We start from the raw sequence: 21690 nt of genomic DNA on the forward strand, positions 1-21690 counted from the left end.
ACGTGGTGCGGTCGGACGTTCGGTGCGGCCGGGTCAGGTGCGCCCCGCTTGGGCGGCGTCGCGGATGCGATCCTCGAACGACTGTTCCTGCAAGGCCTTCAGTGCACTGCGCAGCACCTCTTCCAGCGAGAGCCCGATGTCCCGGTTGAGGCTGGCGGCGGCCTTCGCGGTGTTCGCCCAATGCTGTTCGAGCAGCGGCAAGCGCGCCTTCGCATAGGGCGTGAGGTGCGCGATGCGTTCGCGGCTGTCCTCGCCGGGCTGGAGCTTGACCCACCTGGCGCGCACCAGTGCGCTGATGGTCTGGCTGACCGCCGAATGGCTGACGCCCATGCCGTCGGCGATGTCCTTGATCCGCGCGGGACCGTGTTGCGAGAGCGCGCGGATGATCGGCGTGAAGCGCGGTTTGTAGTCGAGTCCGGAAGCGCTGTACGCCTCGGCCACCGCCGAGTCGAGCTGATCGATGAGGGTGCGCAGCAGCGTGCCCAGGGTCGCGTGCGGAGTTGTCATGCCGAAAAATATATGTTAGCACTTATACATTGTCAAGAACGACGCGGGAGAGTGCGGTCATGAGTCAGGCGTTGTGGCTGGCGGCCCTGCTGGTGGGCGGTTGTCCCCAGCAGGAAGCCGTGCTGGAACAGATGGCGAAGGCCATCGAGAAGGACTACGTGGTCGCGCAGGAAGCGCGGCAGATTGCCGGGAGCGTGCGCGACTGGGCGGATCGTGGACGCTATGCCGACGCCTGTGGGGACTGGCTCGCGTTCTCCACCCGGCTCAACCGGGATCTGGACGCCTACGACGGGCATTTCCACCTGGAGCGGGTGGTCGAGGAAAAGGCGGGCGGCGACGAGGACTGGCTGATGGCGTGGCGCGCCGCCGGCGTTCCCGCCAACATGGGCGTGCGCGAAGTGAAGGTGCTCGAAGGGAACATCGGCTACCTGCGGCTCGCGTCCTTCTATCCCTGGGACATGGCCGGGCCCAAGCTGCTGGCGGCGCTGGAGCTGCTCAAGGACACGCAGGGATTGGTGCTGGATCTGCGCCAGAACGGCGGCGGCGACGCGGAAACCGCGGGCCACCTGGTCAGGGCGTTCGTGGATGACACGGTGTCCTCGGTGCAGGACGTCCAGTCGCGCTCCGGCCGCCGGCCGGAACCGCTGCCCAAGCGCGGGCTCCCCGAATACCGCGGGGGCGTGGTGGTGCTGCTGGACCGACGCTCCGCCTCCGCATCGGAATACGTCGGCTATTCCCTGCAGGCCGCCAACCGGGCGGTGGTGATCGGAACGCGCAGCGCGGGCGCGGCGACCTTGATGAGCGACCCCAAGCCATTGCCGCACGCGTTCCAGATATTCATTCCCGACGCGCAGCCGATCAACGCCAGGACCGGTGGCAACTGGAATCGCGAGGGCGTGACCCCGGACGTGAACGGCGGTGATGATCCGATCCATGTCGCCCGGCGCGTGCTGGGCGGCGATCTCGAACCCGGCGAATCCACGCGCTGACACGCGGCGGGACGGACATCATGATCATCGTGCTCAACGGTCCCCTGGGCATCGGCAAGTCGACCCTGGCCGAAGCCCTCTCGGAGCGGATCGACCGCTGCGCCATGCTGGACGGGGATGCGCTCGCCGCGGTCAATCCGCCGCCCCTCGAGGCGCGGGAACATCTCCATGCGGCGATGGCGTTGCTGGTGGCCCATCACCGGCGATTCGGCTATTGCAACTTCGTCATCAACCACCTGTGGGAGACCGAAGCGGATCTTGACGATCTCCGCCGCCGCCTTGCCGCGCCGGAGGAACGCTGGGCCTGCTACCGGCTGACCCTGGACCGGGCATCGAACCTGGCCCGGATCGCCCGCCGGGCCGAGGCGCGCGCGATCGACGAGCGGACCGCCGAGATGTCGACTTTCGACCGTGAATACGCGCTGCTGAATCGCGCCGCGGGCAATGCGTTGGGCGAACCCTTCGACGTCTCGGGTCCGCCCGGTTCACTGGTCGAGGTCCTGCTGGAGAAACTCGGATAGGGCCGCATGCCGGCGCGCGCGCTTCCTCGCGGACCGTCCCGGCGAAAGCGGCCCCTCAGGAACGGCGGGCGGGCGCCGGATTCATTTCCGCCAGTCGATCACGCTCATCGGCGCCGGCATGAGCGCGTGCGCGGACGCCGGCTTGTCCGTTGGCGTCCAGCCCGTGGCGCCGACCTGGGACACATCGCCATATCCACCCAGCAGGCGATAGTGCGCGAACGTATAGGCAAGCCCTTCGCTCGCCAGTTCGTCGGGACCGTCGGTCAGCGCGAAATGGAGTTGCGGATCCGAGGCGCTGCCGCTGAAGCCGACGTCGGCGATCCTGTCTCCGGCCCGCACCCGCGCGCCGGGTGCGACGCGCGCGCTGCCCGGGCGCAGATGGCCGTAGTGCGCGTATTGCCCGCCATCGAGCGCGATGACCACGCGATTGCCTTCCACGCCATCCACGCGATCGGTCAGGCGGGCGCGTTCGGGAAATCCATCCTCGACGCGGACGACCACGCCGCCGGCCACCGCGAGGACGGGCTGTCCGTGGCTGTAGGCGCCGGCCGCGAGATTCCCGCCGGCCGGCGCCTTGCGCCCGTCGGCATCGAGCTTCACGAAATCGATCGCATGGCGTCCCGGCGTGCGCAGTTTTCCCGACAGGGCGTAGCCGACCCGGCGATGGCCGCGTTGCCAGCGCGGATCGTGGATGGCGACCCACGGGCCGCCTTCCAGCGGCGGCGCGAGCACCGGTGTTTTCCCCGCGACGACGCCGACCTCACCGCCCTCCACCGCATGCACGCCACCGCCCGCGGTGCCGTCGAGGTAGCCGACGCGATGGCGCAGTGTGCGCGGCGGCGCGCCGGGCATCGTCAGTTCGATGAACACCACGCCCCGGCGGCCCGAGGGAATGGCCGGGAAGGACTCGGCGTTCCATTGCAGGCCGGAGCGATCCAGCCGCTGTTCCAGCGCGGGGCCTTCGAAGGAGGCGAGCACGCGCCCCCGCGCGCCATCCAGCACTTCGACGCGGACGGGTTGCAGATCGTGCCGGGCGAAATTGCCCAGGTGCAGTTCGTAGACCAGCCGGGTGCCCTCCGCCACGGCCAGGATCATCGGTGGCGCCGGCACGTGGAGATCGAAGGAGGTTCCCGAAGGTGATTGCGCGCGGGCCGCGATGGCGGCGAACGACAGGATCACGGCGAGGGCGATTTTCCGCAATGGCATCGGCAAGTTTCCGGGCGGCCGGAAATCCGGCGCGGCGCAATCCGGGGAACACGCATCCATCGCGGGCGCGGCCATCACTCCGTCGCGGTGGAACAGGCCACCGCTCCGGTCATCTGCTCGCCCACGCAGCCGCGATCGTTGCGTGCCGGGATGCGGGCCACGGCGCCGCGCAGATCGGCGGGCGTGCCCGAGCGGCCATGCACGCCGACGATGGTGCGCACGTCGAGTCCGTTGGAATCGATCAGCGTCGCGAGTTCGCGCCCGGTGCTGAAGGCGACCGGCACCGCGCCGCGTTCCGGGATATAGAACAGATCGCCCTGGAACAGGGTGCCGGACGCGGGATCGAAGCCGACCAGCATGGTCGCGGCGTGATCGCTGGCGAGCGGCAGCACCCGGATCCGGCGGTCGCCGAGTTCGAGAGTCTCGGCATGCGTCACTTCGCGCACGCGCGCCGGCAACCGATCACCCAGTTGCCGGCGCAACGCGGCCACGCCGCCCGCGCCGACCAGCACCTCCGCATCGGCATGGGCGGGCAGGCCGGCGACATGATCGCCATGCACGTGCGAGATGACGACGTGGGTGATGGCGCGTCCGGGCGCGGCCTTCTCGATGACCGCGCGCACGGCCTTGGCCTCGTCGACGTCGATGGGCGCGTCGAACAGCACGATGCCCTTTTCGCCCACGACGAATCCGGTGTGGTAGCCCGAGGGCGCGCCGTCGATGCGGTAGGCGCCGTCGCCCAGCGGGGTCGCGCGCAGGGAAGGCGGCGGGTCGGCGGGACGATAGCCGTCGGGCAGCGACAGCAGCGCGGTGTCGGCGGCCTGCGCGGGGCGCGCGCGGACCCGCGTCCAGCGCTCGCGTTCGCGGCCATCGCGGGAATGGATGATGGTGGCGGGAAGGCGAAGCGCGGCGTCCGTGTTCCAGCCCTCGTAGCGGTACACATCGCCGTCCCGTTTCGCCGAGGCGAGATCCCCGGCGGCGTCGAAGGCCAGCGTCACTTCGCGTCCCGCGCCGTCCTTGAAGGACGCCGCGCCGCCGGCCGCGGGCCGGCCCGGATTCCGCGCGATGGCGTCGCAGGCCAGCAGTCCCGGCGCGAGCATGCGCAGATCCGCCAGATCCCGCGCGACGGTGGCGGCGTCGTCCTGCTGCAGTACGTCGCCATCGCGCCAGCCGAGCTCGTCGACCGTGCGCTCGCCGTTCCGGTCGCCCAGCGTGCGGTAGCGGAACTCGATGTCGCCGGGATACAGGTTGGAGGTACGCAGCAGGAAACGTCCGTCGGGCAGCAGCAGCATCGACTGGCGCGCATCGACGGCGGCGAGTGGTTCGTCGGGCGCATGCGCCTGTTCAGGCCGGTAGCTGGTGCCGGCCAGATCGATGGCCACGCCCTGGCGCAGTGGCGCGCACAGGCCATCCAGCCGCTCCGCCGGTGCAGGCGTGGACGCGGCCAGCACCGCGATCAGAAAGGCGTTCACCATCGATCACTCTCCTGCGCCGGCCGATGACGGGCCGACGGCGTTTGCGGACACGGTGGGAGGGGCGTAGCGGTGGGGCCGTGGGCGGCCCTGGGGGCAGACGCTAACGGTGGCCATGCGCGCTTGCAATGGCGCGGGCAGGCGTCGGGAACGCGCGGTTCAGTTGCCGGCAGGCATGCGGTGCCGCCGTGGCGGTGAGTGGGGACGCGCCGTCGCGTCCGGGCCGGCAGCCCATGCGGGGAGGAGAAAAAAACCGATGGCGGGCCGAGGTCCACTCCACGAGAGAGTGTGGCGCGGGCTTCAGCCCGCCATCGCGGTGGCGACCGGTGTCGAGGTCGCCGGCACGCCACCGATTGGGGAAACGGAAGCGGGGATCAGCGCAGGTGGACGGGGCAGGGCTGGCGCTCCTCCAGCGGCGGCAGCAGGCCGCGTTCGAACACCTCCTCCACCGTCGGCGTGCGCGGGAGCTTGCGGGCCTCGGCGGTGAGCTTGAGCGCGGCCAGCACGCGCGGACGTTCGACGTCGCCGACGCCGCGGTTGATCATGTCGACGCCGCCCATGTCCTCGACCATGGTGTCGCGCAGGCGGCCACGTTCGACCACCGGGTTCTGCCTGGGATCGCGCTTGACCAGCGCCTGGATGGCCGCGTCCGGATCGCACAGGGTGTCGATCACGCCCTGGTTGATGGCCCTGACCAGGCCACGCGCGAGTTCCGGTTCCTCGTGCAGCAGCTTCGGCGAAACCATCACCGCGCTGCCGTAGAAGTCCGGCAGCATCTCGCTGTAGCGCAGGAAGCGCAGGCGCGCGCCCACGTCCTGGCCGGCGGTGCGCACCGCGGCCGAACTGGTGGACAGGTAACCGAACAGCGCGTCGGACTTGCCGCTGTCCAGCAGCGCGAGCAGTTCCTTCCAGTTGCCTTCGTTGGTGCCGATGTGGGCCGAGGCGGCATCCACGCCGGCGACCTGGGCATACTGGGCGAAGGTGTTGAGCGCCACGTCGGTGGCATGGCCGGTGATGGTGCGTCCCTTGAGCTGTTCGGCCGAACGTATCGGCGACTGCGCGGGCAGGATGATCACCGAAGGCGAGCGGTCCATCATCATGTACACGCCGACCGGCGATTTGCCCGGCACGGTCGCGGCCTGTTCGTACACCGCCTGGATGTCGCCGTAGCCGACATCGAAACCTTCGCCGACCATGCGGCCGGCGGCGGTGAACGCGCCGCGCCCGGGGGTGAACTCGACCTCGATGCCCTCGCGTCGGAAGTAGCCGCGCTCATCGGCCAGCAGGAACCACGCATTGGCGCCGGAGAAACCGGAGTTGAGCAGGAAGCGGATCCTGCGCAGCGGCCTGGGCGCGTCGGCGGCGGCGTCGGTCGCGGGCGTTTCCGGCGGCGCGGGGTGCTGGCCGCAGGCGGCCAGCAGGGCCGCCAGCGAAGCCGCGATCAGGAGGGCGCGCCGGTTCATGCCACGGCTCCCGCCGCCACCTGGGCGTGTCGGGCGAGCGGCCTGGCGCGTTCGGCCAGCGGCGGCAGGCATTCACGGGTGAACACGCTGCCCGGCGCCGGCACGCGCGGCAGGCGGCAGGCCTTGGAGAGCAGTTCGATGGAACGGGCCAGGCGCGCGTCGTCGATGTCGCCGATGCCGATGCGGCGGGCTTCCGGATGCGCCATCTCGACCTGCAGGGTGCCCATCATGCGCGGACCGTCGACGTGCCGGGCGAACTTGGGCGCCAGCGCCTGCACCGCGCGCAGCGCGGCATCGGGATCGGCCAGGGTCTCGACGATGCCGCGGTTGACCGCCGCGACCAGGGCGCGCGCCGCCTCCGGATTCGCCTGCAGGAACGCCGGCGTCAGCATCAGCGCATTGCCGTACAGCTCGGGCACGACGTCGCGGTATTCCAGGAAGCGCAGGCCGGCGCGGCCATCGATGCCCTTGCCGGCGAGCGCGGCGATGATGGTGTGGACGAAACCGAACACGCCGTCGCTGTGGCCGTCGAGCACGTCCTCGGCCAGGGTCGCCATGCTGGTGGTCGAGCGCAGGATCGACACCCGCGATTCGTCCATGCCCGCCTGCATCGCATAGGCCGGGAACGCTTCGATGGCCGCGTCGATGGGATGACCGCCGATCACTTTGCCTTCCAGATCCTTCGGCGTGCGGATCGGACCGTCCTTGCGCACGCCGATGGTCAGCGGCGTGGTGTTGAAGGCCACGTGCACCGCCACCGGGCACTGATCCGGACGCAACGCGGCCAGCTTGATCAGCGCGCACAGGTCACCGTAACCGCCGTCGAACCCTTCCTGCGGAATCCGCGGCACCACCGAGGCCGCGCCGTCGCCGCCGACGAACTCCACTTCCAGGCCGGCATCGGCGAAATAGCCGCGCTGCTGCGCCAGGCAGAAGAATGCGTGCGGGCCGGACAGCGGCGAATTGAGCAGCAGGCGGATCCGGGTCCGCTTGCCGCCGCCGTGGGAGGGCTGGCCGTCCACCGTTGCCGCGGTGGACGGCCGCGCTGAAAGCGCGGGCAGGAAGCTGGCGGTCGAGGCCAGCAGCGCTGCCTTGCCCAAGGAGGTGAAGATGCCGCGTCGTGTGTGATCCACCCTGTACTCCGTCTTGTCTCTTGTCTGTGTCGATGTCGCGGGATCGCGAAAAGAAACCGCGGGCGGGCCCGTGTCGCCCGCCCGCGGCCGGGCTCAGAACTTCTGCTGGTACTGCAGATAGATGAAGCGACCGAAATCGAAACCGCCGTAGTAGGCGAAGTCGCTGTTGGGACGGGAATACAGCACCGGGCCTTCCTTGCCGAACACGTTGTTCGCGCCCAGCATCACCGTCGCCGTTTCCGCCAGGGTGACCCGGAACTGGACGTCGTTGAAGCTGGTGGAACCGACCGTGCGCAACGGCTGCCGGCCGGTGTAGGGCGAGACGAAGTTGGGCTGGTCGCACTCCGGGCCGCCGGTCAGGTCGAACGCGCAGGGCTCCTTGATCTTGGAGAAGTAGCGCACCCGCCAGGTCAGCGCGTAGATGCCCTTGGACCAGTTGAGGTTGAGGTTGGAGCGCACCCGGAAGTTGGCGCCGAAGCTGGTGGTGTGGTTGATGGGCGTCTCCGCCCGATCATTGGCCTTGATGTCGCGGTAGTCGATGTAGCTGGTGGTGGACTCGATCCGGATGTCGCCCAGCGGCAGGCTCGGCAGCCGGTAGTTGATGCCCAGATCGTAGCCGGCGGTCTTCAGCCAGCCCGCGTTGGTGAAGGCGTAGTTGAGCGAGGTGATCTCGCCGGTGGTCGCGTCGCGGGTGAACGCAGAACAGGCCGAGGCGACGCCGCGCACGTAGCAGTCGTTGAGGATCTCGGTCGGGGTGTTCTGGACGATCGCGTTCTGGATGTCGATCTTCCACCAGTCCAGGGTGACGCCGAGGCCGTCGATCCAGTCCGGGCTGTAGACGAAGCCGACCGTGGTGGTGGTGGAGGTTTCCGGTTGGGTGTCGGGATTGGAGCCGGAAATGAAGGGCAGGTTGGACTGGATGTTGGGACCGGAGGTGGGTACGCCGCCGGAGGCGATCTGGCGATAGCCGACCGGCACGTCCGCCCGGCAGGCGGCGGTGGTGCGGGCGACGCCGTAGCGGCTGTCGCAGGGATCGGTGTAGACCGGGAAGAAATCCTGCTCGCCGCCGAACAGATCGTTGATGGTCGGCGCGCGGAAGCCCTCGCCCCAGTTGGCGCGCACCAGCAGCTGATCGCTGGGCCGCCATTCCAGGCCGATCTTGGAATTGGTGGTGCTGCCGAACACGTCGTAGTCGGAATAGCGGCTGGCCAGATCCAGGGTCAGGCTCTTGGCGAACGGCAGATCGGACAGCAGCGGGATGTTCAGTTCGGCGTAGACCTCGTTGGCCTTGTAGTCGCCACGGGTCGGCAGCTTGCGGGTGTTGGTGGTTTCGCCGCGCTGCTTCTGCAGGCTGGGCGTGAAGGTGCCGCTTTCGCTGCGCGATTCCAGGCCGACCGCGAACGACAGCTCGCCGCCGGGCAGATCGAACAGGCCGCCGGTCAGGTTGGCGGTGAAGCTGCGCGTCTCGGTTTCGCCGCGATCCAGGTTGTCCGGGACCAGGAATGCGCGCAGGGTCGGATCATCCAGGGTGCCGCCGTAGCCGCTGCCGTAGGCGGCCAGCGGATTCCACGGCACGCACTGGCCGGCGCCGCTGCCATAGGCGATCGGCGCGGCGGCCGAACCGCATTCCACCCGGCCGGTCGCGGCATTGAAGTAGGACGGACCGGAGGCCAGCTGGACGTTGCGCAGGTTGAGATCGCCGGTGCCGGTCTTGTCGGTGCGCAGGCGGCTGTACAGATAGCCGGCATCCCAGAACAGGGTGCGATCGCCCCAGTCGAAGTTGCCCTCCAGCTGCGCGCTGGCGCGCGTGGTGGTGACCTTGTTGTTGCCCGAGCGCGGCACTTCCCAGGTGCGGCGCTGGTAGTGCGCGGCGCGCGGATTGGCCACGCCGCTCTGGTTGCCGACCGGGTTGTAGTAGCTGTCGATCGACAGCGGCGCGTTCAGGCTGCCCCAGGTCGAGGAGCGGTAGGGGTAGCCGGGAATGTTGCGGAAGGTGTCGCGGATGCTGTACAGCGCGTTGCCGCGCAGCAGCAGGCGTTCGTTGATGTCGAAGCCGCCGTCGAAGAACACCGACTTGCGCTCCATGCCGGTCTTCAGCGTCTGCTGCTCGGTGACGTTGCTGTAGTCGGGCACGCCGGTGCGGTGGAAGTTGGCGATGTTGCGCGGATCCTGGCCCTTGTTGACGGTCAGCTGGCCGAGGACGGGATCCAGCAGGGTGCCGTTATGGTTGATCGCCGAGAGGCCGGCGGTGGGATGGCGCACGGTGTTGGGAAACGCGCTGTAGGGGCGGTCCGAGGCCCACACCGGATTCTCGTCGGTGTACTGCAGGGTGCCGCTGAGCCAGCCGCGCTCGCCCTTCACGCCCCAGGAGGCGTCGAACGAGGTCTGGCGGCCGTCGCCTTCCGAGTATTCGCCCAGGTACAGGTTGAACAGGCCGCCGTCGAAACCGCGGCGGGTGATGATGTTGACCACGCCGGCGATCGCGTCCGAGCCGTAGATGGCCGAAGCGCCGTCCTTCAGGATCTCGATGCGCTCGACGCTGGCCGAGGGAATCAGCGAGACGTCGGCGTAGCCGCCGGTGGTGGTGCCCAGGCGCTGGCCGTTGACCAGGATCAGCGTGCGCTGCGCGCCGATGTTGCGCAGGTCGATGTAGGTGCCGCCGGCTTCCTCGCTGTCGGACTGCACGCGGCTGCGGCTGGCGGCGGGCGCGCCGGAGGTGGGGGAGGACTGCAGCAGGTCGCCGACCGAACGCATGCCGGACTGTTCGATGTCCTGGCGGGTGAGGGTCTGGATCGGCTGCGCGGTTTCGCTGTCGACGGTGCGCATGATGCGCGAGCCGGTCACCTGCACGGCGTCCAGGGTGCGCGCGCCGCCGGTTTCCGGCGTCGCTTCCATGCCGACCGGGTCCGGCGCGGGCGGCGGCGGCGCGGATTGTCCGTCGCCGGTGTCGTCATCCCCTTTTGAATCGCGGCTCAGGGTGATCACCGCGCCGTCGTCGCGGGTGATTTTCAGGCCGGTGCCCACCAGCAGCGCCTTCAGCGCGGCGCGCGCGTCCTGCCTGCCCTTCAGCGGCGCGGTCTTCACGCCTTCCAGGCCATCGGCCGGCGCGACGATCTGCACGTTCGCCTGGCGCGCGTACTCGGGCAGCGAATCGGCCGCGGCCTTGGCCGGGATGTCGAAATCCACTTCCTGCGCTGCCGCGCCGAAGATGGACAGGGAGACGCCGGCGACCAGCGCGAGGGAAACGGCCTTGCAGAGAACGCTTTTCCGATGATTCATTTTTCACCTGATGAGCGGCCTGGCATCCCGTGGGGTGGACGATCGGCGCGAGAGTGGGAGTGCTGCACGGGAAGGGTGTGTCGGCCCATGCGCCGCTTCCGGACGAAGACGGCGCGTGGGTCTGTAGCTAGGATGCGGCGGCGGGTGGGTTCCGCCATTGCCTCGGCGATTATTTTTTTCCGCCGCTTCTGCGAATCAGGATTTCGCTTTCGGACTGCGACACTTCCAGTCCCATGCTCTGCGCGGCGGCGCGCGAGAAGCCGATCGGATCGGTGGCGGAGAACAGGCCGATCACGCGCAGCCGCGCGACCTGCGGATCATCGATGCGGATGCGGATCGGGCTGTAGCGGGCGAACTCGCGCGACACTTCTTCCATCGACTGGCCGTTGAAGGCGATCATGCCGTCGCGCCAGGCGAGCGCGCGGTTGACCTCGGCGCTGTCCACCCGGCTCACCAGCGGCCGCGAACGATCCGGCATCCAGGCCTTGTCGTTGGCCAGCAGCTGCATCGTGCGCGCGTTGCCCTCGCTGACTTTCACGATGCCTTCCCGCACCAGCACGCTGACCGCGCGCGGCGAACGCCGGACCTGGAAACTGGTGCCGACCGCGACCACCTTCGCGTCGCCGGCCTTGACCGTGAACGGGCGCCGCTTGTCCTTGGCCACGTCGAACATGGCTTCGCCGCGCAGCAGCTCGATGTTGCGGCCCCGCGCGTCGAAACTCACCCGCACGCGGGTGTCGGTGTTCATGGTGATGACCGAGCCGTCCTCCAGCGGCACGCGCAGCACTTCGCCCAGGCGGGTGCTGTGGGTGCCGGCGGTGCGATCCAGGTAGGTCCAGGTGCCGAGGGTCAGCGCCACCGCCGCCAGCGCGGCGGCCACGCGCAATGACCAATGGCCGGATCGCCATGGGCGACGCCGCGGGACGTGGCGTTCGGCGGCCTGTTCGCCGCGATACAGCCGTTCGCAGCGCAGCATGATGGCGCGCATGCGCGCGTAGGCGCCCAGGTGGCGGGTGTCGGCGGACAGCCACGCGTCCCGCTCGGCGGTTTCCTCCGGCGTGAGCGCGCCGCGATCCTCGCGCGCCACCCACTCGGCGGCCTTGGCGTCAATTCCATTCTTCACGGGGGTTCTCCTTTTTCTCGGGGCGGCGCCGGCCGGCAAGCTCGCCTCCGTTCCATGCCAGCGCCTGGCTCAGATGCCTGAGCGCCTTGACGATGTGTTTCTCGACGGTGTTCTCGCTCACGCCCAGGCGCTGGGCGATCTCGCGCTGGGCCAGGCCATGCACCCGGCGCATCAGGAAGGCCTGCTTGCACTTGGCCGGCAGCTGCGCGATGCAGCGATCCAGATGGCGCAGTTCCTGCACGCCGGACGCATGCGATTCGGGCGAGGGCGCGTCGAGCGCGATTTCCAGCCGCTCGATCTCGCCGATGCTTTCGATCGGCACCACCTTGGCGCGGCGCAGGCCCTGCAGGACGACGGACTTGGCGATGGTGAACAGATAGCTGCGCACGTTCTGGATATGGCTGACCTGTTCCAGCGACATCAGCTGCGCATAGCTTTCCTGGATGACGTCGTCCACGTCGGCGAGATCGCCGACATGGCGGACCAGCCACGCGCGCAGCACCGGCTCGTGCGGAAGCACGTGCTGTGACAGCCACATCGCCCGCGCTTCCGAGAATGGTGTCCTCATGGCTCGCCCCCTTCGCCCCGGATCGGATCACGATCCACGGCTGCCGCCCCTGCAGGCTGTCTGCACATCGCCCCTCCAGCATGTCCCTCCTGGAGGAGGATGCACAGCGGGGAGGCTTCCGCCATCCCGAAGAATGAACAGGGAGAAAGGGACCTCAGGGCGCGGGCGGCGCGCCGGCCAGTTCGGCGGCGAAGTCCTCGACCAGGCGCTTGCGGCTGCTGCGCGGGTACTCCAGCGGCGAGAACGGCATGGCCGCCCGGGCGTAACGGGCGATCAGCCCGGGCAGGTCGCCCGGGTCGCCGGCCGCTGCGCGGTCCCCGGCCAGCGCCTGCCGGCGCGCGCCCAGGGTTTCCTGCAGGATTTCCTTGGTCGCGATGGCGTGCTCGGAAGTGGGATCGGACACGCACAGGCCGAAGATGCCCTGGCCGAAGGCGTCCCAGGCGTCGGCGGTGCGCGCGTCCAGGCCGGCGGGCAGCGGCAGGCCCTGGTCGTCGAAGCTGTCGGGCAGGCGCGCGAGACCGCGATCCAGATCGGCCAGGGCGGCGGCGAAGTTCCGCCGGAACCGCTGTTCCAGCGCGGCCCGCGCGGTATCGGCGTCGGCCCGCGCGAGGGCTTCGCGCGCCCGCGCGACCCAGGCCACGGTGCCGGGATGGAAGTAGCGTCCCGGTGTCGCGCCGGCTTCCGGGAAATCGCCGAACGCGGCCGATTGCAGGGTGCCGTCGGCGCCGACCACATAGGACGGCGCCGGCACCAGCCGATCGTCCAGCAGCGTGTCCAGCCGGGCGATGTCCAGGCCGCACGCGCCGGCCAGCTGTTCGGCGGTCCAGTAGTGGCGCCGGAGGTAGGCGTCGGTCTCGTTCATGGCGGCGGAAGCGGGGCGGGGAGGGATCGGATCAGAGCATGATCCGGCCGCCGGCGACATCCAGCGTCACTCCCGTGATCCAGGACGACGCATCGCTGAGCAGGAACAGCGCCGCCGCCGCGATGTCCTCCGGCGTGCCCAGCCGGCCCAGCGGAAATCCCGGCAGCATCCGCGCCAGCTGTTCCGGCGACAGGTTCGCGCGGGTGCGTTCGGTCAGCACCGCCGAGGGCGAGATGCAGTTGACCCGCACGCCGCGCGGTCCGGCTTCCTGGGCCAGGTGCCGGGTCAGCATGATCACGCCGGCCTTGGCCGCGCCGTAACCGGCCGGCGCGCCGGCGGCGACCCGTCCGCCCGCCGAGGCCATGGTCAGGATCGCGCCGCGGCCACGCGCCAGCAGATCCGGCAGGAAGGTCTTGAGGGTGAAGAAGGTCGAGGTCAGGTTGTTGTCCAGGCTGGACCGCCAGTCCTGTTCGCTGATGTCCTGCAACGGCATCGGCCGGCCGGTGCCGCCGCCGGCGAAGGCCAGCACCAGATCCACCGCGCCCCAGTGTTCGCCGATGTGCCGGCGCATGCGTTCGACCTGGGCCAGATCGGCGCAGTCGGCCGGCGCGGCGATCGCCTCGCCTCCGGCCGCGCGCACCGCCGCCACGCTGGCCGCGAGCGCGTCGGGATCGCGCCCGTTGATCGCCACCCGCGCGCCGCTGCGCGCCAGCGCCAGGCAGGTCGCCGCGCCGATGCCGCGCGAACCGCCGGTCACCACCGCGGTGCGGCCGGCCAGATCCTCGAAGCGCGGCGTCGCATGCGCGCGGGATGTCGCGCCGATGTCAGCGTTCGTCATGGGTTCTTATCTCCAGGTTGTGGCCATCCGGATCGTGGAAGTACAGCGCCTCGGCCCAGCCGCCGGCGCCGAACTGCGGGCGGATCCGGCCATCGCGCGAAAAGGGATCGCCACCCGAGGGAATGCCCGCCGCGATCAGCCGCTGGTGGACCTGCGCGAACCGCGCGCGATCCAGATGGAAGGCGAGGTGCGCCTCGTCGCGCGGCTCGGCTTCCAGCAGATCGATCACGCAGCCGGCATCGATGCGCAGCACGTCGAAGGGGCCGTGTCGTCCTTCGTGCGCAAGGCCCAATACCTCGCCATAGAAACGCACGGAGATCGGGGCGCTGCGGACGCGCAGGATGAGATGATCGAGTCGTACCATGGGCGGCGTACCGTGAAGCGGAGCGGTGTCGTGGACACGGCGCGCTTCCGCGAGGGGATGTGGAACCCGGAGTCTAGGCGCGCGGTCGGCGTGGACACAGCCACGCGCGGGTATGGCCCCCCTGCACGAATGCATAGGTGAATCTGGACATGTCGATCGACTGGGATGATCTGAAAACGGTGCTGGCGATCGTGCGCGGCGGCAGCCTGAGCGCGGCGGCGCGGGCGATGGGCACCACCCAGCCGACCGTGGGCCGCCGGCTGGAGGCGCTGGAACGGCGGCTGGACGCGAAGCTGTTCGAACGCGACTCCGGCGGCATGCGGCCGACGCCGCTCGCGCACTCGCTGCTCGACGGGCTGGAGCGGATGGAGGCCGGCGCGCAGGCGGTCCAGCGCCAGGTCGCCGCGCGCGACACCGGCCTGAGCGGCGAGATTCTGGTGACCAGCCTGGACTGGCTGGGCGACGAGGTCATCGCGCCGATGCTGGCGCGCTTCGCCAGCCGTCATCCGGGCGTGCTGATCGAACTGGTCAACGACACGCGCGTGTTCAACCTGGCGCGGCGCGAGGCGGATCTGGCGTTCCGGTTCGGCGCCTTCGCCCAGGAGAACCTGGTCGATCGCCCGGTCGGCGACGTGGCCTATGCGCTGTACGCGTCCACCGACTATCTGCGGCGGCAGGGGATGCCGGATCCGGCCGATGGCTTCGACGGTCATCAACTGGTGTTGCTGGATCGCGCGGCCGGCGATGTCCCGCATGAAAGCGATCTGCGCGGGCTGGCCCATCGCGCCCGCACGGTCCTGCACGGCAATGGCCTGCGCACGCATCTGGCGGTGGCGCGGGAAGGCATCGCGATGGCGATGCTGCCGCGCCTGCTGGGGGATCGCGAGGCCGGCCTGCGCCGGCTCCCGCTGCCGCGGACGACCAGCGTGCGCGCGGTGCGCGTGGGCTATCACGCCGACATGCGCGACACTCCGCGCCTGCGCGCGCTGATCGAGTTCATCGTACGCGAGTTCGCGCTGATCGCCGCGCGGCTCGACCCGGCGGAATGATCATGTCGGGTCGAGCACGCCGGGAACCTCCGCGCGGGTTCCCGGCCGGGAAGGACGTCAGGGCGAGGCGGGTGCCGCGTTCCAGCGCGGCGTGGCGCGATCCTGCAGATGGCGGATGAAGAAGTCGTAATGCCGGCGCTGCACGTAGTCGAACGGTTCGGCCCAGCGGCCGACCGCGTGCCCGGCGCCGGGCATCATCAGCAGTTCGAAATCCTTGTCGGCGCGGATCAGCGCGTCGGCCACCTGCAGGGTGGATGCGGGATCCACGTTGGCGTCCTGCTCGCCCACGATCAGCAGCAGATCGCCGCGCAGCTTGCCCGCGTGCTCCACGCCGGACGCGGCCGAGTAGCTGGCGTTGACCGGCCAGCCCAGCCACTGCTCGTTCCACCACAGCTTGTCCATGCGGTTGTCGTAGCAGCCGTTGCTGGCCACCCCGGCCTTGTAGAACTCCGGATGGAACAGCAGCGCGTGCAGGGTGTTCTGGCCGCCCGCCGACATGCCGTGGATGCCGACCCGGGAAATGTCGTAGGACGGATCCCGCGCGGCCATCGCGCGATGCCAGGCGATGCGATCCGGGAAGCCGGCGTCCTGCAGGTTCTGCCAGGCCACGTCGTGGAAGGCCTTGGAGCGGCCGGTGGTGCCCATGCCGTCGATGCGGACCACGATGAAGCCCAGATCCGCCAGGGCCTGCATCCGCACCAGGCTGTCGCTGCCCGAATCCATGTCGAACGGCCAGAAGCGCTTGGGCACGAAGGCGCCATGCGGGCCGGCGTAGATAGACTCGATGACCGGATAGTGCTTCGCCGGATCGTGATCGCGCGGGCGCACCGCGATGCCCCAGATGTCGGTGGCGCCGTCGCGGCCCTTGGCGGAGAAGATCTGCGGCGGCTTCCAGCCGGCGGCCTGGAGCGCGCGGATGTCGGCGCGTTCGATCACCGAGACCAGGCTGCCGTCGGCGCGGCGCAGCTCGGATACCGGGGGCAGGTCCACCCGCGAATAGGTGTCCAGGTAGTAGGCCATGTCGCTGGAGAAGGCGACGTCGTGCCAGGCGTCGGCCTGGGTGAGGCGGGTGAGGTTGCCGCCGTCGAAATCGACCCGGAAGTAGTGCTGCAGGTAGGGATCCTTGCCCGCGTCCACGCCGCCGGCGGTGAACCAGATCTGGCGCTTGTCGTCATCGACCTTCACCACGTCGCGCACCACCCACTCACCGCGCGTGATCTGTCGCTTGACCTGGCCGCTGACGTCGTCGAACAGGTACAGGTGGCGCCAGCCGTCGCGTTCTGAGATCCACAGCACCTCGCGTCCGTCCTTGCCGACGTCGTGGCGATAGAGGCTCCAGGCGTTGACGAAGGTCGGGCTGTCCTCGCTGACCGCCGCCCGCGCCTGGCCGCTGGCGGCGTCGACGCTGATCACCCGGACCTGCTTGAAGCCGCGCTGGATGTATTCGAACGCGAAGCTCGCGCCGTCCTTGCGCCACTGGATTTCCCACAACTGCAGCGGGTTGGGGAACAACGCGTCGTCGATGACCTTGACCGTGCGCGACCCGATGTCGATCAGCACTGGCCGTTCGATGTCGACCTCATCGCCGGGCTTGGGATACAGCTGGGTGTGGACCCGCGGCTGGATCTGGTCGCGCGGGGTGGATTCGACCCGGGTGACCCGGCGATCGGTGCCCGGCTTGACCCGGTACACCGCCAGTCGCCGCGAATCCGGCGACCACGCGATCGACTCGGGATCGTAGAAGGCGTCGGCGCGGCCGTCGCGGGTGAGCGGTTCGGCCTGCGTCGCGCCGGCCGCGCGGATGACCAGATCGTGGCCCTCGGCGAAGACCTCCCATTGGCCGTCCGGCGAGCGGCGCGGCGCATTGTCGGCGGGTTGGGTCATGTCCCGCACCACGCCCCAGCCACGCGGTCGCGAGGGCGTGCCGTCGTCGCGCGCGCAGGTGTAGTCCTTCAGATCGCAGCGCCACGGACGCGGTTCGGCCAGGCCGATCCGCATCTTGATGGCGCGGCCTTCGTCGGCGAATTCGAAATCGCGGAACGGCAACCGCAGCGGCTCGTAACGCTCGCCGGTGGCCTTGCCCAGCGCCGCCGCAAGGCGCGCCTGGTCGAAGGCCGGGCGCTTGCGCTGATCCTTCGGGTCGACGATCACGTAGCTGAAACCGCCCGGCACCGTCTTGCGATAGTGGAAACGGCCGTCGTGGGTGGCCTTGGCCGCGAACGGCAGATCGCGGGTCAGGTACATCCATTCCTGTCCCAGGTGCAGCGAGCGCCGGTATTCGGCGTCGGCGGGGCCGGTGTCGCCCGCCGTGGCGGAGGCGCAGGGAACAAGCAGGGCCAGCAGGGCCAGCGCCCCGCGCAGGCGGCGGACGCGTGGGCGAACGTTGTCTTTCATTCGATCGTCTCTGGAACCAGAAAAAGAAGGGGCCGGCCGTCCGCCGGCCCCCGGGGGAACACCGATCACTGGAACCGGTAGGTCACCTGCGCGCCGATTTCCCGCCCGATCGGACTGTAGGTCCAGTAGAAGTACGGGTAGTCGGCATAGCTGTCGTCGCGCGGGTGGATCTTGTCGAACACGTTGTTGGCGAACACGGTCACCGTCATCTTGTCGGTGATCTTCTTGGACAGGTTGGCGTTCCACAGCAGGTAGGGCGCGATGCGGCGGTTGAGGTCATAGCTGGGGATGGAACCGATGCGCGATCCGTAGACGTTCGCGTTCCAGTCGCCGCGATCCCAGTTCACCGACAGGTTGGCGCGGCTGCGCGCGTTCCAGTTGTACGAGCGGTTGTCGCGGTCGTACAGCACGCCGTCTTCGGCGTACTGGGTGAACTCGTAGCTGAGCGTGTGCGACCAGCCGAGCAGGAAGTTGAAGCGGCCCAGCCGATCGGTGTCCCAGCGATAGCGGACGGTGGCGTCGATGCCGGTGGTCTTCTCGGTGGCGGTGTTGATCGGGCCGACCGTCAGCAGGGTGACCGCGGTGCCGTCCGGATCGGTCGGCGAGGGCCGGCGCTGGACGAAATCCAGCGCGGTCTGGCACAGCAGCGAGTTGGTGTCGACCGGATTGCCGCTGCGATCCACGCCCAGCCGGCAGTCCGCCTCGCGCTTGAGCACGTAGCCGTTGGACAGATCGTTGACGCCCTGGTCGAGCTGGATGCTGTAGTAGTCGGCCTGCACCGACAGCCCGTCGAGGATGTCCCAGACGAAACCGGCGGTCCACGATTTGGAGGTCTCCTCCTCCAGCAGGCGGTTACCGCGCCGCCCGCCCTCGGTGTAGTAGTAGTAATCGGTGTTGCTGTTGTCGCGGCAGTCCGGCGCCAGCACGTCGTTGTTGTTCTCGGCGCGGCAGCGGTACTCGTCGAAGATCTGGATGTAGTAGCCGGAGGGTTCGGCGAACACGTAGTGCATGTCCGGCGCGCGGAAGCTGGTGGCGTAGCTGCCGCGCAGCAGCAGACTGTCGGTCGGGCGCCATTCCAGGCCGGCGTTCCAGGTCACCGCGCCGTCCACCTCGGTGATGTCGTCGTACTTGTCGTAGCGCGCCGCCAGCTGCGCCTTCAGGCTGCTGAGGATCGGCACGCTGAACTCGACGCCGAGCGCGTAGCGGTCGCGCGCGCCGCGACCGCCGGTGTCGTTCCAGTTGTAGGCTTCCTCGGCGGGATCGGCGTTGGGCAGGGTGCGCGGATCCGCCACCAGCCTGTACTTCTGCGAACCCCATTCCAGCACCGAGGCCATGCCCAGCGGACCGGCCGGAAGCTCGAACAGATCGCCGCTCAGGGTGGCCTGGAACTGGCTGGCCTCGGAATGCCCGCGCGGGCGGATGGTCGCCGACATCGCCGCGAACTGCGCCGGCGTCAGCGGCGTGGTGAAACGCTCGTAATCCAGCCGGTAGGCCGGGTAGTAGTCGTACACCGGATCGTTGCCCAGGCGCGGGCCGAGGAAATAGTCGGCGACCTTGCTGGCGATCAGGCGCGGGGTGCGGGTGTCGGTTTCGTACTCGGCGTGGCTGTAGGACAGCTCGTAGTCGAAGCGGTTGTCGAACACGCTGCCGCGGATGCCGGTGGTGACGCTCCAGGACTCCTCGTCGTTGTCGGTCATCAACCCGCCGCGACCGGTTTCCTCCGGCTGGAACACGCGCAGCGCGTCCATCAGCGCGCCCCGGCCGACGTCGTAGTAGTAGTAGCCGGTGTCCTCGTTGTAGGGCGACCACCATTGGGTGCCGGTGGAGTAGCGCGCCTTGGACTTCCACCACATCGCGTCCATGAACAGCTGGGTGCTGTCGTTGATGTCGAACGCGCCGGAGCCATACAGCGACAGGTTGTCGTCGGAACTGCGGATGGTCGAGTCGGCCAGGCGGTCGTACTGGGCGCAGCGGCTGCCCGAACGGGTGGTGTAGACCACGCCGTGGCCGAAGAAGCGGTCGCAGGCGTCGGCGATCTCGCTGACGTAGCCGGGGGCGTCGAAATCGTACAGGTACAGGTTGGCCCACGGCGTGCGGCCGCTGGCGATCGGGCTGTCCAGCATCGAGTCCATGAAGTCGCGCTGGCGGGTGAAGATGGCCTCGCGGTTCATGTATTCCATCGCGTAGGTCAGGGTCCAGCGGTCGCCGGACTTGCCGCCGACGATCTGCAGATTGCCGGTGTCGCCGCCGCCGCGGGTGGTGGAACTGCCGTACAGCTTGGCCTCCAGGCCTTCGTAGTTCTTCTTGGTGACGATGTTCATCACCCCGGCGACTGCGTCGGAACCGTAGATCGCCGAGGCGCCGCCGGACAGCACCTCGATGCGCTCGACCGCGCTGCTCGGAATCGCGCCCAGGTTGATGAAATTGCTCTGGCCGCCATACGGCAGCGGGTATTCGGCGACGCGGCGGCCGTTGATCAGCACCAGCGAACGGCCCGGCCCGAGGCCGCGCAGATTGATGATGTTGGCGTTGGGCGCGAAGATCGACTGGCTCGCCAGGGTCGATTCGTTGACCACCGATCCGTTGGCCTGGGTGAGCGTGTTGAGGGCGTCGAAGACCGTCTTGAAACCCTGCTTCTCGATGTCGTCGGCGGTGATGACGGTGACCGGCGCGGGGCCTTCGACCTCGGCGCGCTTGATGCGCGAACCCGTGACCGTCACCTGTTCCAGGGTCTTGGCGGCCTTTTCGGTCTTTTCATCGGACCCGGTGGTTTCCTCTTCCGCGGTGTCCGCCTGCTGGGCGAACGAGGTTTGCGGCGTGGCGGCCACCAGGGCCAGCAACAGGGCGTTGTGCAACAGGCTGGAACGTGGACGCGTGGAACGGTGCTTCATGCGATCTCCCCAATGGACATGAAAACGCGGCGACCGTCGTTCCTGCCCCTGCCAGGAAACGGGCCTCGTGCTTTTTCATATTGGGTGCGGGATCGCGCGTGCCGCTAGGCGTGGATGCCCGTGCGCCGTGCGGAAATGGGCACAAACCTCGCGCGGTGCGTGTTCAGGCGAGAGCGATCGTGCGCGTCCGTTCGACGCGCGGGGATCGGCCCAGCGCGCGATAGTCGCGCGGGGTCATGCCGACCGTGGCCTTGAACTGGCGGGTGAACGCGCTCTGGTCGGCGAAGCCGCAGGCCTGGCCGATGCTGGCGATGCTGTCGTCGTCCCGCAGCAGGCGCATCGCGGTTTCGATCCGCAGCTTGGTCAGCAGCTGCTGCGGGGTGAGCTGGAACACCCGGCGGAAATGCCGTTCCAGCTGGGCGACCGACAGCCCGGCCAGTTCCGCCAGCGCGGTGACCCGCACGTTCTCGCCGTGGTGCGCCTGCATGTGGTCCACCACCTTCATCAATCGCGGGAAGGTGGAGTGCCGGTTGTCCGGTTGGCCGAGATCGCGCGAGATGCCGATGAGCCCGACGATCGCGCCGTGCTGCCGCACCGGCCGCTTGAAGGTCAGCGCCCAGCCCGGCATGCGGTTGGGGAACAGGTGGACCTCCAGCTGGTTCTCGATGGTTTCCCCGCGCAGCACGCGCAGATCCTGCTGCTGGTAGCTGTCGCCGAAGCGTTGCGGAAACACTTCCACCGTGGTCCTGCCCAGCACGTCGTCGCGCTGCTTGCGGCCGAGCCGGCGCATCAGGGTGAGGTTGCAGTGGGTGTAGCGCCCCTGGGTGTCCTTGATGAAGAACACCACGTCCGGCAGCGCGTCGTACAGCACCTGCAGCTCCTGCGACGGAATGTCGATGTCGAATGGCATGGACCGTGGACTCCGAAGGACGGGACGACGCGGAACCGCGACGCCGGGCGGCGTCGCGCGGACTTCCAGCAGAGCGGCCGCGCCCGGTCGCGGCATTCGATCCGCGCGCGGATCGAATGCC

The 21690-nt window shown here is 69.1% G+C and carries 17 protein-coding genes; 3 read left to right on the forward strand and 14 right to left on the reverse strand.

Features of this window, described 5'->3' with window-relative positions:
* Positions 1-33 precede the first annotated feature (33 nt).
* The gene (locus ACTHN1_RS09175) at positions 34-507 is read right to left on the reverse strand and encodes a MarR family winged helix-turn-helix transcriptional regulator (RefSeq protein WP_440470645.1); all 474 of its coding nucleotides are present in this window, start codon (positions 505-507) and stop codon (positions 34-36) included.
* Positions 508-566: 59 nt separating this feature from the next.
* Here ACTHN1_RS09175 and ACTHN1_RS09180 point away from each other — a divergent pair, with 59 nt between their 5' ends.
* Positions 567-1496, forward strand: coding sequence for a S41 family peptidase (locus ACTHN1_RS09180; RefSeq protein WP_440470646.1), 930 nt, complete (start codon positions 567-569; stop codon positions 1494-1496).
* Between the two features lie 20 nt (positions 1497-1516).
* On the forward strand, positions 1517-2017 hold the full coding sequence (locus tag ACTHN1_RS09185) for a Gar/GrdA family gentamicin resistance ATP-binding protein (protein WP_440470647.1): 501 nt from the start codon (positions 1517-1519) through the stop codon (positions 2015-2017).
* Positions 2018-2098: 81 nt separating this feature from the next.
* On the opposite strand, the gene ACTHN1_RS09190 is transcribed toward ACTHN1_RS09185, so the two are convergent.
* From ACTHN1_RS09190 to ACTHN1_RS09235, 10 genes are all read right to left on the reverse strand, one after another.
* On the reverse strand, positions 2099-3223 hold the full coding sequence (locus ACTHN1_RS09190) for a M23 family metallopeptidase (RefSeq protein WP_440470648.1): 1125 nt from the start codon (positions 3221-3223) through the stop codon (positions 2099-2101).
* Between the two features lie 74 nt (positions 3224-3297).
* Positions 3298-4695 (reverse strand): MBL fold metallo-hydrolase, encoded by a 1398-nt coding sequence (locus ACTHN1_RS09195; RefSeq protein WP_440470649.1) that lies wholly within the window; start codon positions 4693-4695, stop codon positions 3298-3300.
* A 374-nt stretch (positions 4696-5069) separates the two neighbouring features.
* The gene (locus tag ACTHN1_RS09200; RefSeq protein WP_440470650.1) at positions 5070-6158 is read right to left on the reverse strand and encodes an ABC transporter substrate-binding protein; all 1089 of its coding nucleotides are present in this window, start codon (positions 6156-6158) and stop codon (positions 5070-5072) included.
* The gene (locus tag ACTHN1_RS09205) at positions 6155-7291 is read right to left on the reverse strand and encodes an ABC transporter substrate-binding protein (protein WP_440470651.1); all 1137 of its coding nucleotides are present in this window, start codon (positions 7289-7291) and stop codon (positions 6155-6157) included. The genes ACTHN1_RS09200 and ACTHN1_RS09205 overlap by 4 nt, the downstream gene beginning before the upstream one ends.
* Positions 7292-7384: 93 nt before the next feature.
* Positions 7385-10570 carry a TonB-dependent receptor domain-containing protein gene (locus tag ACTHN1_RS09210; RefSeq protein WP_440470652.1) on the reverse strand — a complete coding sequence of 1062 codons (3186 nt, stop codon included), beginning with the start codon at positions 10568-10570 and terminating at the stop codon, positions 7385-7387.
* Between the two features lie 169 nt (positions 10571-10739).
* Positions 10740-11693: a FecR family protein gene (locus ACTHN1_RS09215; protein ID WP_440470653.1), complete on the reverse strand. Its 954-nt coding sequence runs from the start codon at positions 11691-11693 to the stop codon at positions 10740-10742.
* Positions 11677-12261: an RNA polymerase sigma factor gene (locus tag ACTHN1_RS09220; RefSeq protein ID WP_440470654.1), complete on the reverse strand. Its 585-nt coding sequence runs from the start codon at positions 12259-12261 to the stop codon at positions 11677-11679. The genes ACTHN1_RS09215 and ACTHN1_RS09220 overlap by 17 nt, the downstream gene beginning before the upstream one ends.
* A gap of 154 nt (positions 12262-12415) precedes the next feature.
* On the reverse strand, positions 12416-13123 hold the full coding sequence (locus ACTHN1_RS09225; RefSeq protein ID WP_440470655.1) for a DUF6058 family natural product biosynthesis protein: 708 nt from the start codon (positions 13121-13123) through the stop codon (positions 12416-12418).
* A gap of 31 nt (positions 13124-13154) precedes the next feature.
* The gene (locus ACTHN1_RS09230) at positions 13155-13961 is read right to left on the reverse strand and encodes an SDR family NAD(P)-dependent oxidoreductase (protein ID WP_440470656.1); all 807 of its coding nucleotides are present in this window, start codon (positions 13959-13961) and stop codon (positions 13155-13157) included.
* Positions 13948-14325, reverse strand: a complete 378-nt coding sequence (locus ACTHN1_RS09235; RefSeq protein ID WP_440470657.1) for a VOC family protein — start codon at positions 14323-14325, stop codon at positions 13948-13950. Before ACTHN1_RS09235 ends, ACTHN1_RS09230 begins: the two co-directional genes overlap by 14 nt.
* Before the next feature lie 137 nt (positions 14326-14462).
* Here ACTHN1_RS09235 and ACTHN1_RS09240 point away from each other — a divergent pair, with 137 nt between their 5' ends.
* Positions 14463-15374 carry a LysR family transcriptional regulator gene (locus ACTHN1_RS09240; RefSeq protein ID WP_440470658.1) on the forward strand — a complete coding sequence of 304 codons (912 nt, stop codon included), beginning with the start codon at positions 14463-14465 and terminating at the stop codon, positions 15372-15374.
* A gap of 57 nt (positions 15375-15431) precedes the next feature.
* On the opposite strand, the gene ACTHN1_RS09245 is transcribed toward ACTHN1_RS09240, so the two are convergent.
* The 3 genes from ACTHN1_RS09245 to ACTHN1_RS09255 all read right to left on the reverse strand — a co-directional run bounded on the left by ACTHN1_RS09245 (position 15432) and on the right by ACTHN1_RS09255 (position 21569).
* A complete protein-coding gene (locus ACTHN1_RS09245; RefSeq protein WP_440470659.1) occupies positions 15432-17768 on the reverse strand; it encodes a DPP IV N-terminal domain-containing protein in 2337 nt (778 codons plus the stop codon).
* Between the two features lie 65 nt (positions 17769-17833).
* A complete protein-coding gene (locus tag ACTHN1_RS09250; RefSeq protein WP_440470660.1) occupies positions 17834-20659 on the reverse strand; it encodes a TonB-dependent receptor plug domain-containing protein in 2826 nt (941 codons plus the stop codon).
* Positions 20660-20822: 163 nt separating this feature from the next.
* On the reverse strand, positions 20823-21569 hold the full coding sequence (locus ACTHN1_RS09255; protein ID WP_440470661.1) for a helix-turn-helix domain-containing protein: 747 nt from the start codon (positions 21567-21569) through the stop codon (positions 20823-20825).
* Positions 21570-21690 lie beyond the last annotated feature (121 nt).

The sequence above is a fragment of the Pseudoxanthomonas sp. genome (genome assembly GCF_051953815.1).
Classification (GTDB): Bacteria; Pseudomonadota; Gammaproteobacteria; order Xanthomonadales; family Xanthomonadaceae; genus Pseudoxanthomonas_A.

Coding starts and splice junctions, on each gene's coding strand:
- ACTHN1_RS09175 (WP_440470645.1), bottom strand. CDS start 507: ATGACAACTCCGCACGCGACCCTGGGCACGCTGCTGCGCACCCTCATC.
- ACTHN1_RS09180 (WP_440470646.1), top strand. CDS start 567: ATGAGTCAGGCGTTGTGGCTGGCGGCCCTGCTGGTGGGCGGTTGTCCC.
- ACTHN1_RS09185 (WP_440470647.1), top strand. CDS start 1,517: ATGATCATCGTGCTCAACGGTCCCCTGGGCATCGGCAAGTCGACCCTG.
- ACTHN1_RS09190 (WP_440470648.1), bottom strand. CDS start 3,223: ATGCCATTGCGGAAAATCGCCCTCGCCGTGATCCTGTCGTTCGCCGCC.
- ACTHN1_RS09200 (WP_440470650.1), bottom strand. CDS start 6,158: ATGAACCGGCGCGCCCTCCTGATCGCGGCTTCGCTGGCGGCCCTGCTG.
- ACTHN1_RS09210 (WP_440470652.1), bottom strand. CDS start 10,570: ATGAATCATCGGAAAAGCGTTCTCTGCAAGGCCGTTTCCCTCGCGCTG.
- ACTHN1_RS09220 (WP_440470654.1), bottom strand. CDS start 12,261: ATGAGGACACCATTCTCGGAAGCGCGGGCGATGTGGCTGTCACAGCAC.
- ACTHN1_RS09225 (WP_440470655.1), bottom strand. CDS start 13,123: ATGAACGAGACCGACGCCTACCTCCGGCGCCACTACTGGACCGCCGAA.
- ACTHN1_RS09230 (WP_440470656.1), bottom strand. CDS start 13,961: ATGACGAACGCTGACATCGGCGCGACATCCCGCGCGCATGCGACGCCG.
- ACTHN1_RS09235 (WP_440470657.1), bottom strand. CDS start 14,325: ATGGTACGACTCGATCATCTCATCCTGCGCGTCCGCAGCGCCCCGATC.
- ACTHN1_RS09245 (WP_440470659.1), bottom strand. CDS start 17,768: ATGAAAGACAACGTTCGCCCACGCGTCCGCCGCCTGCGCGGGGCGCTG.
- ACTHN1_RS09250 (WP_440470660.1), bottom strand. CDS start 20,659: ATGAAGCACCGTTCCACGCGTCCACGTTCCAGCCTGTTGCACAACGCC.
- ACTHN1_RS09255 (WP_440470661.1), bottom strand. CDS start 21,569: ATGCCATTCGACATCGACATTCCGTCGCAGGAGCTGCAGGTGCTGTAC.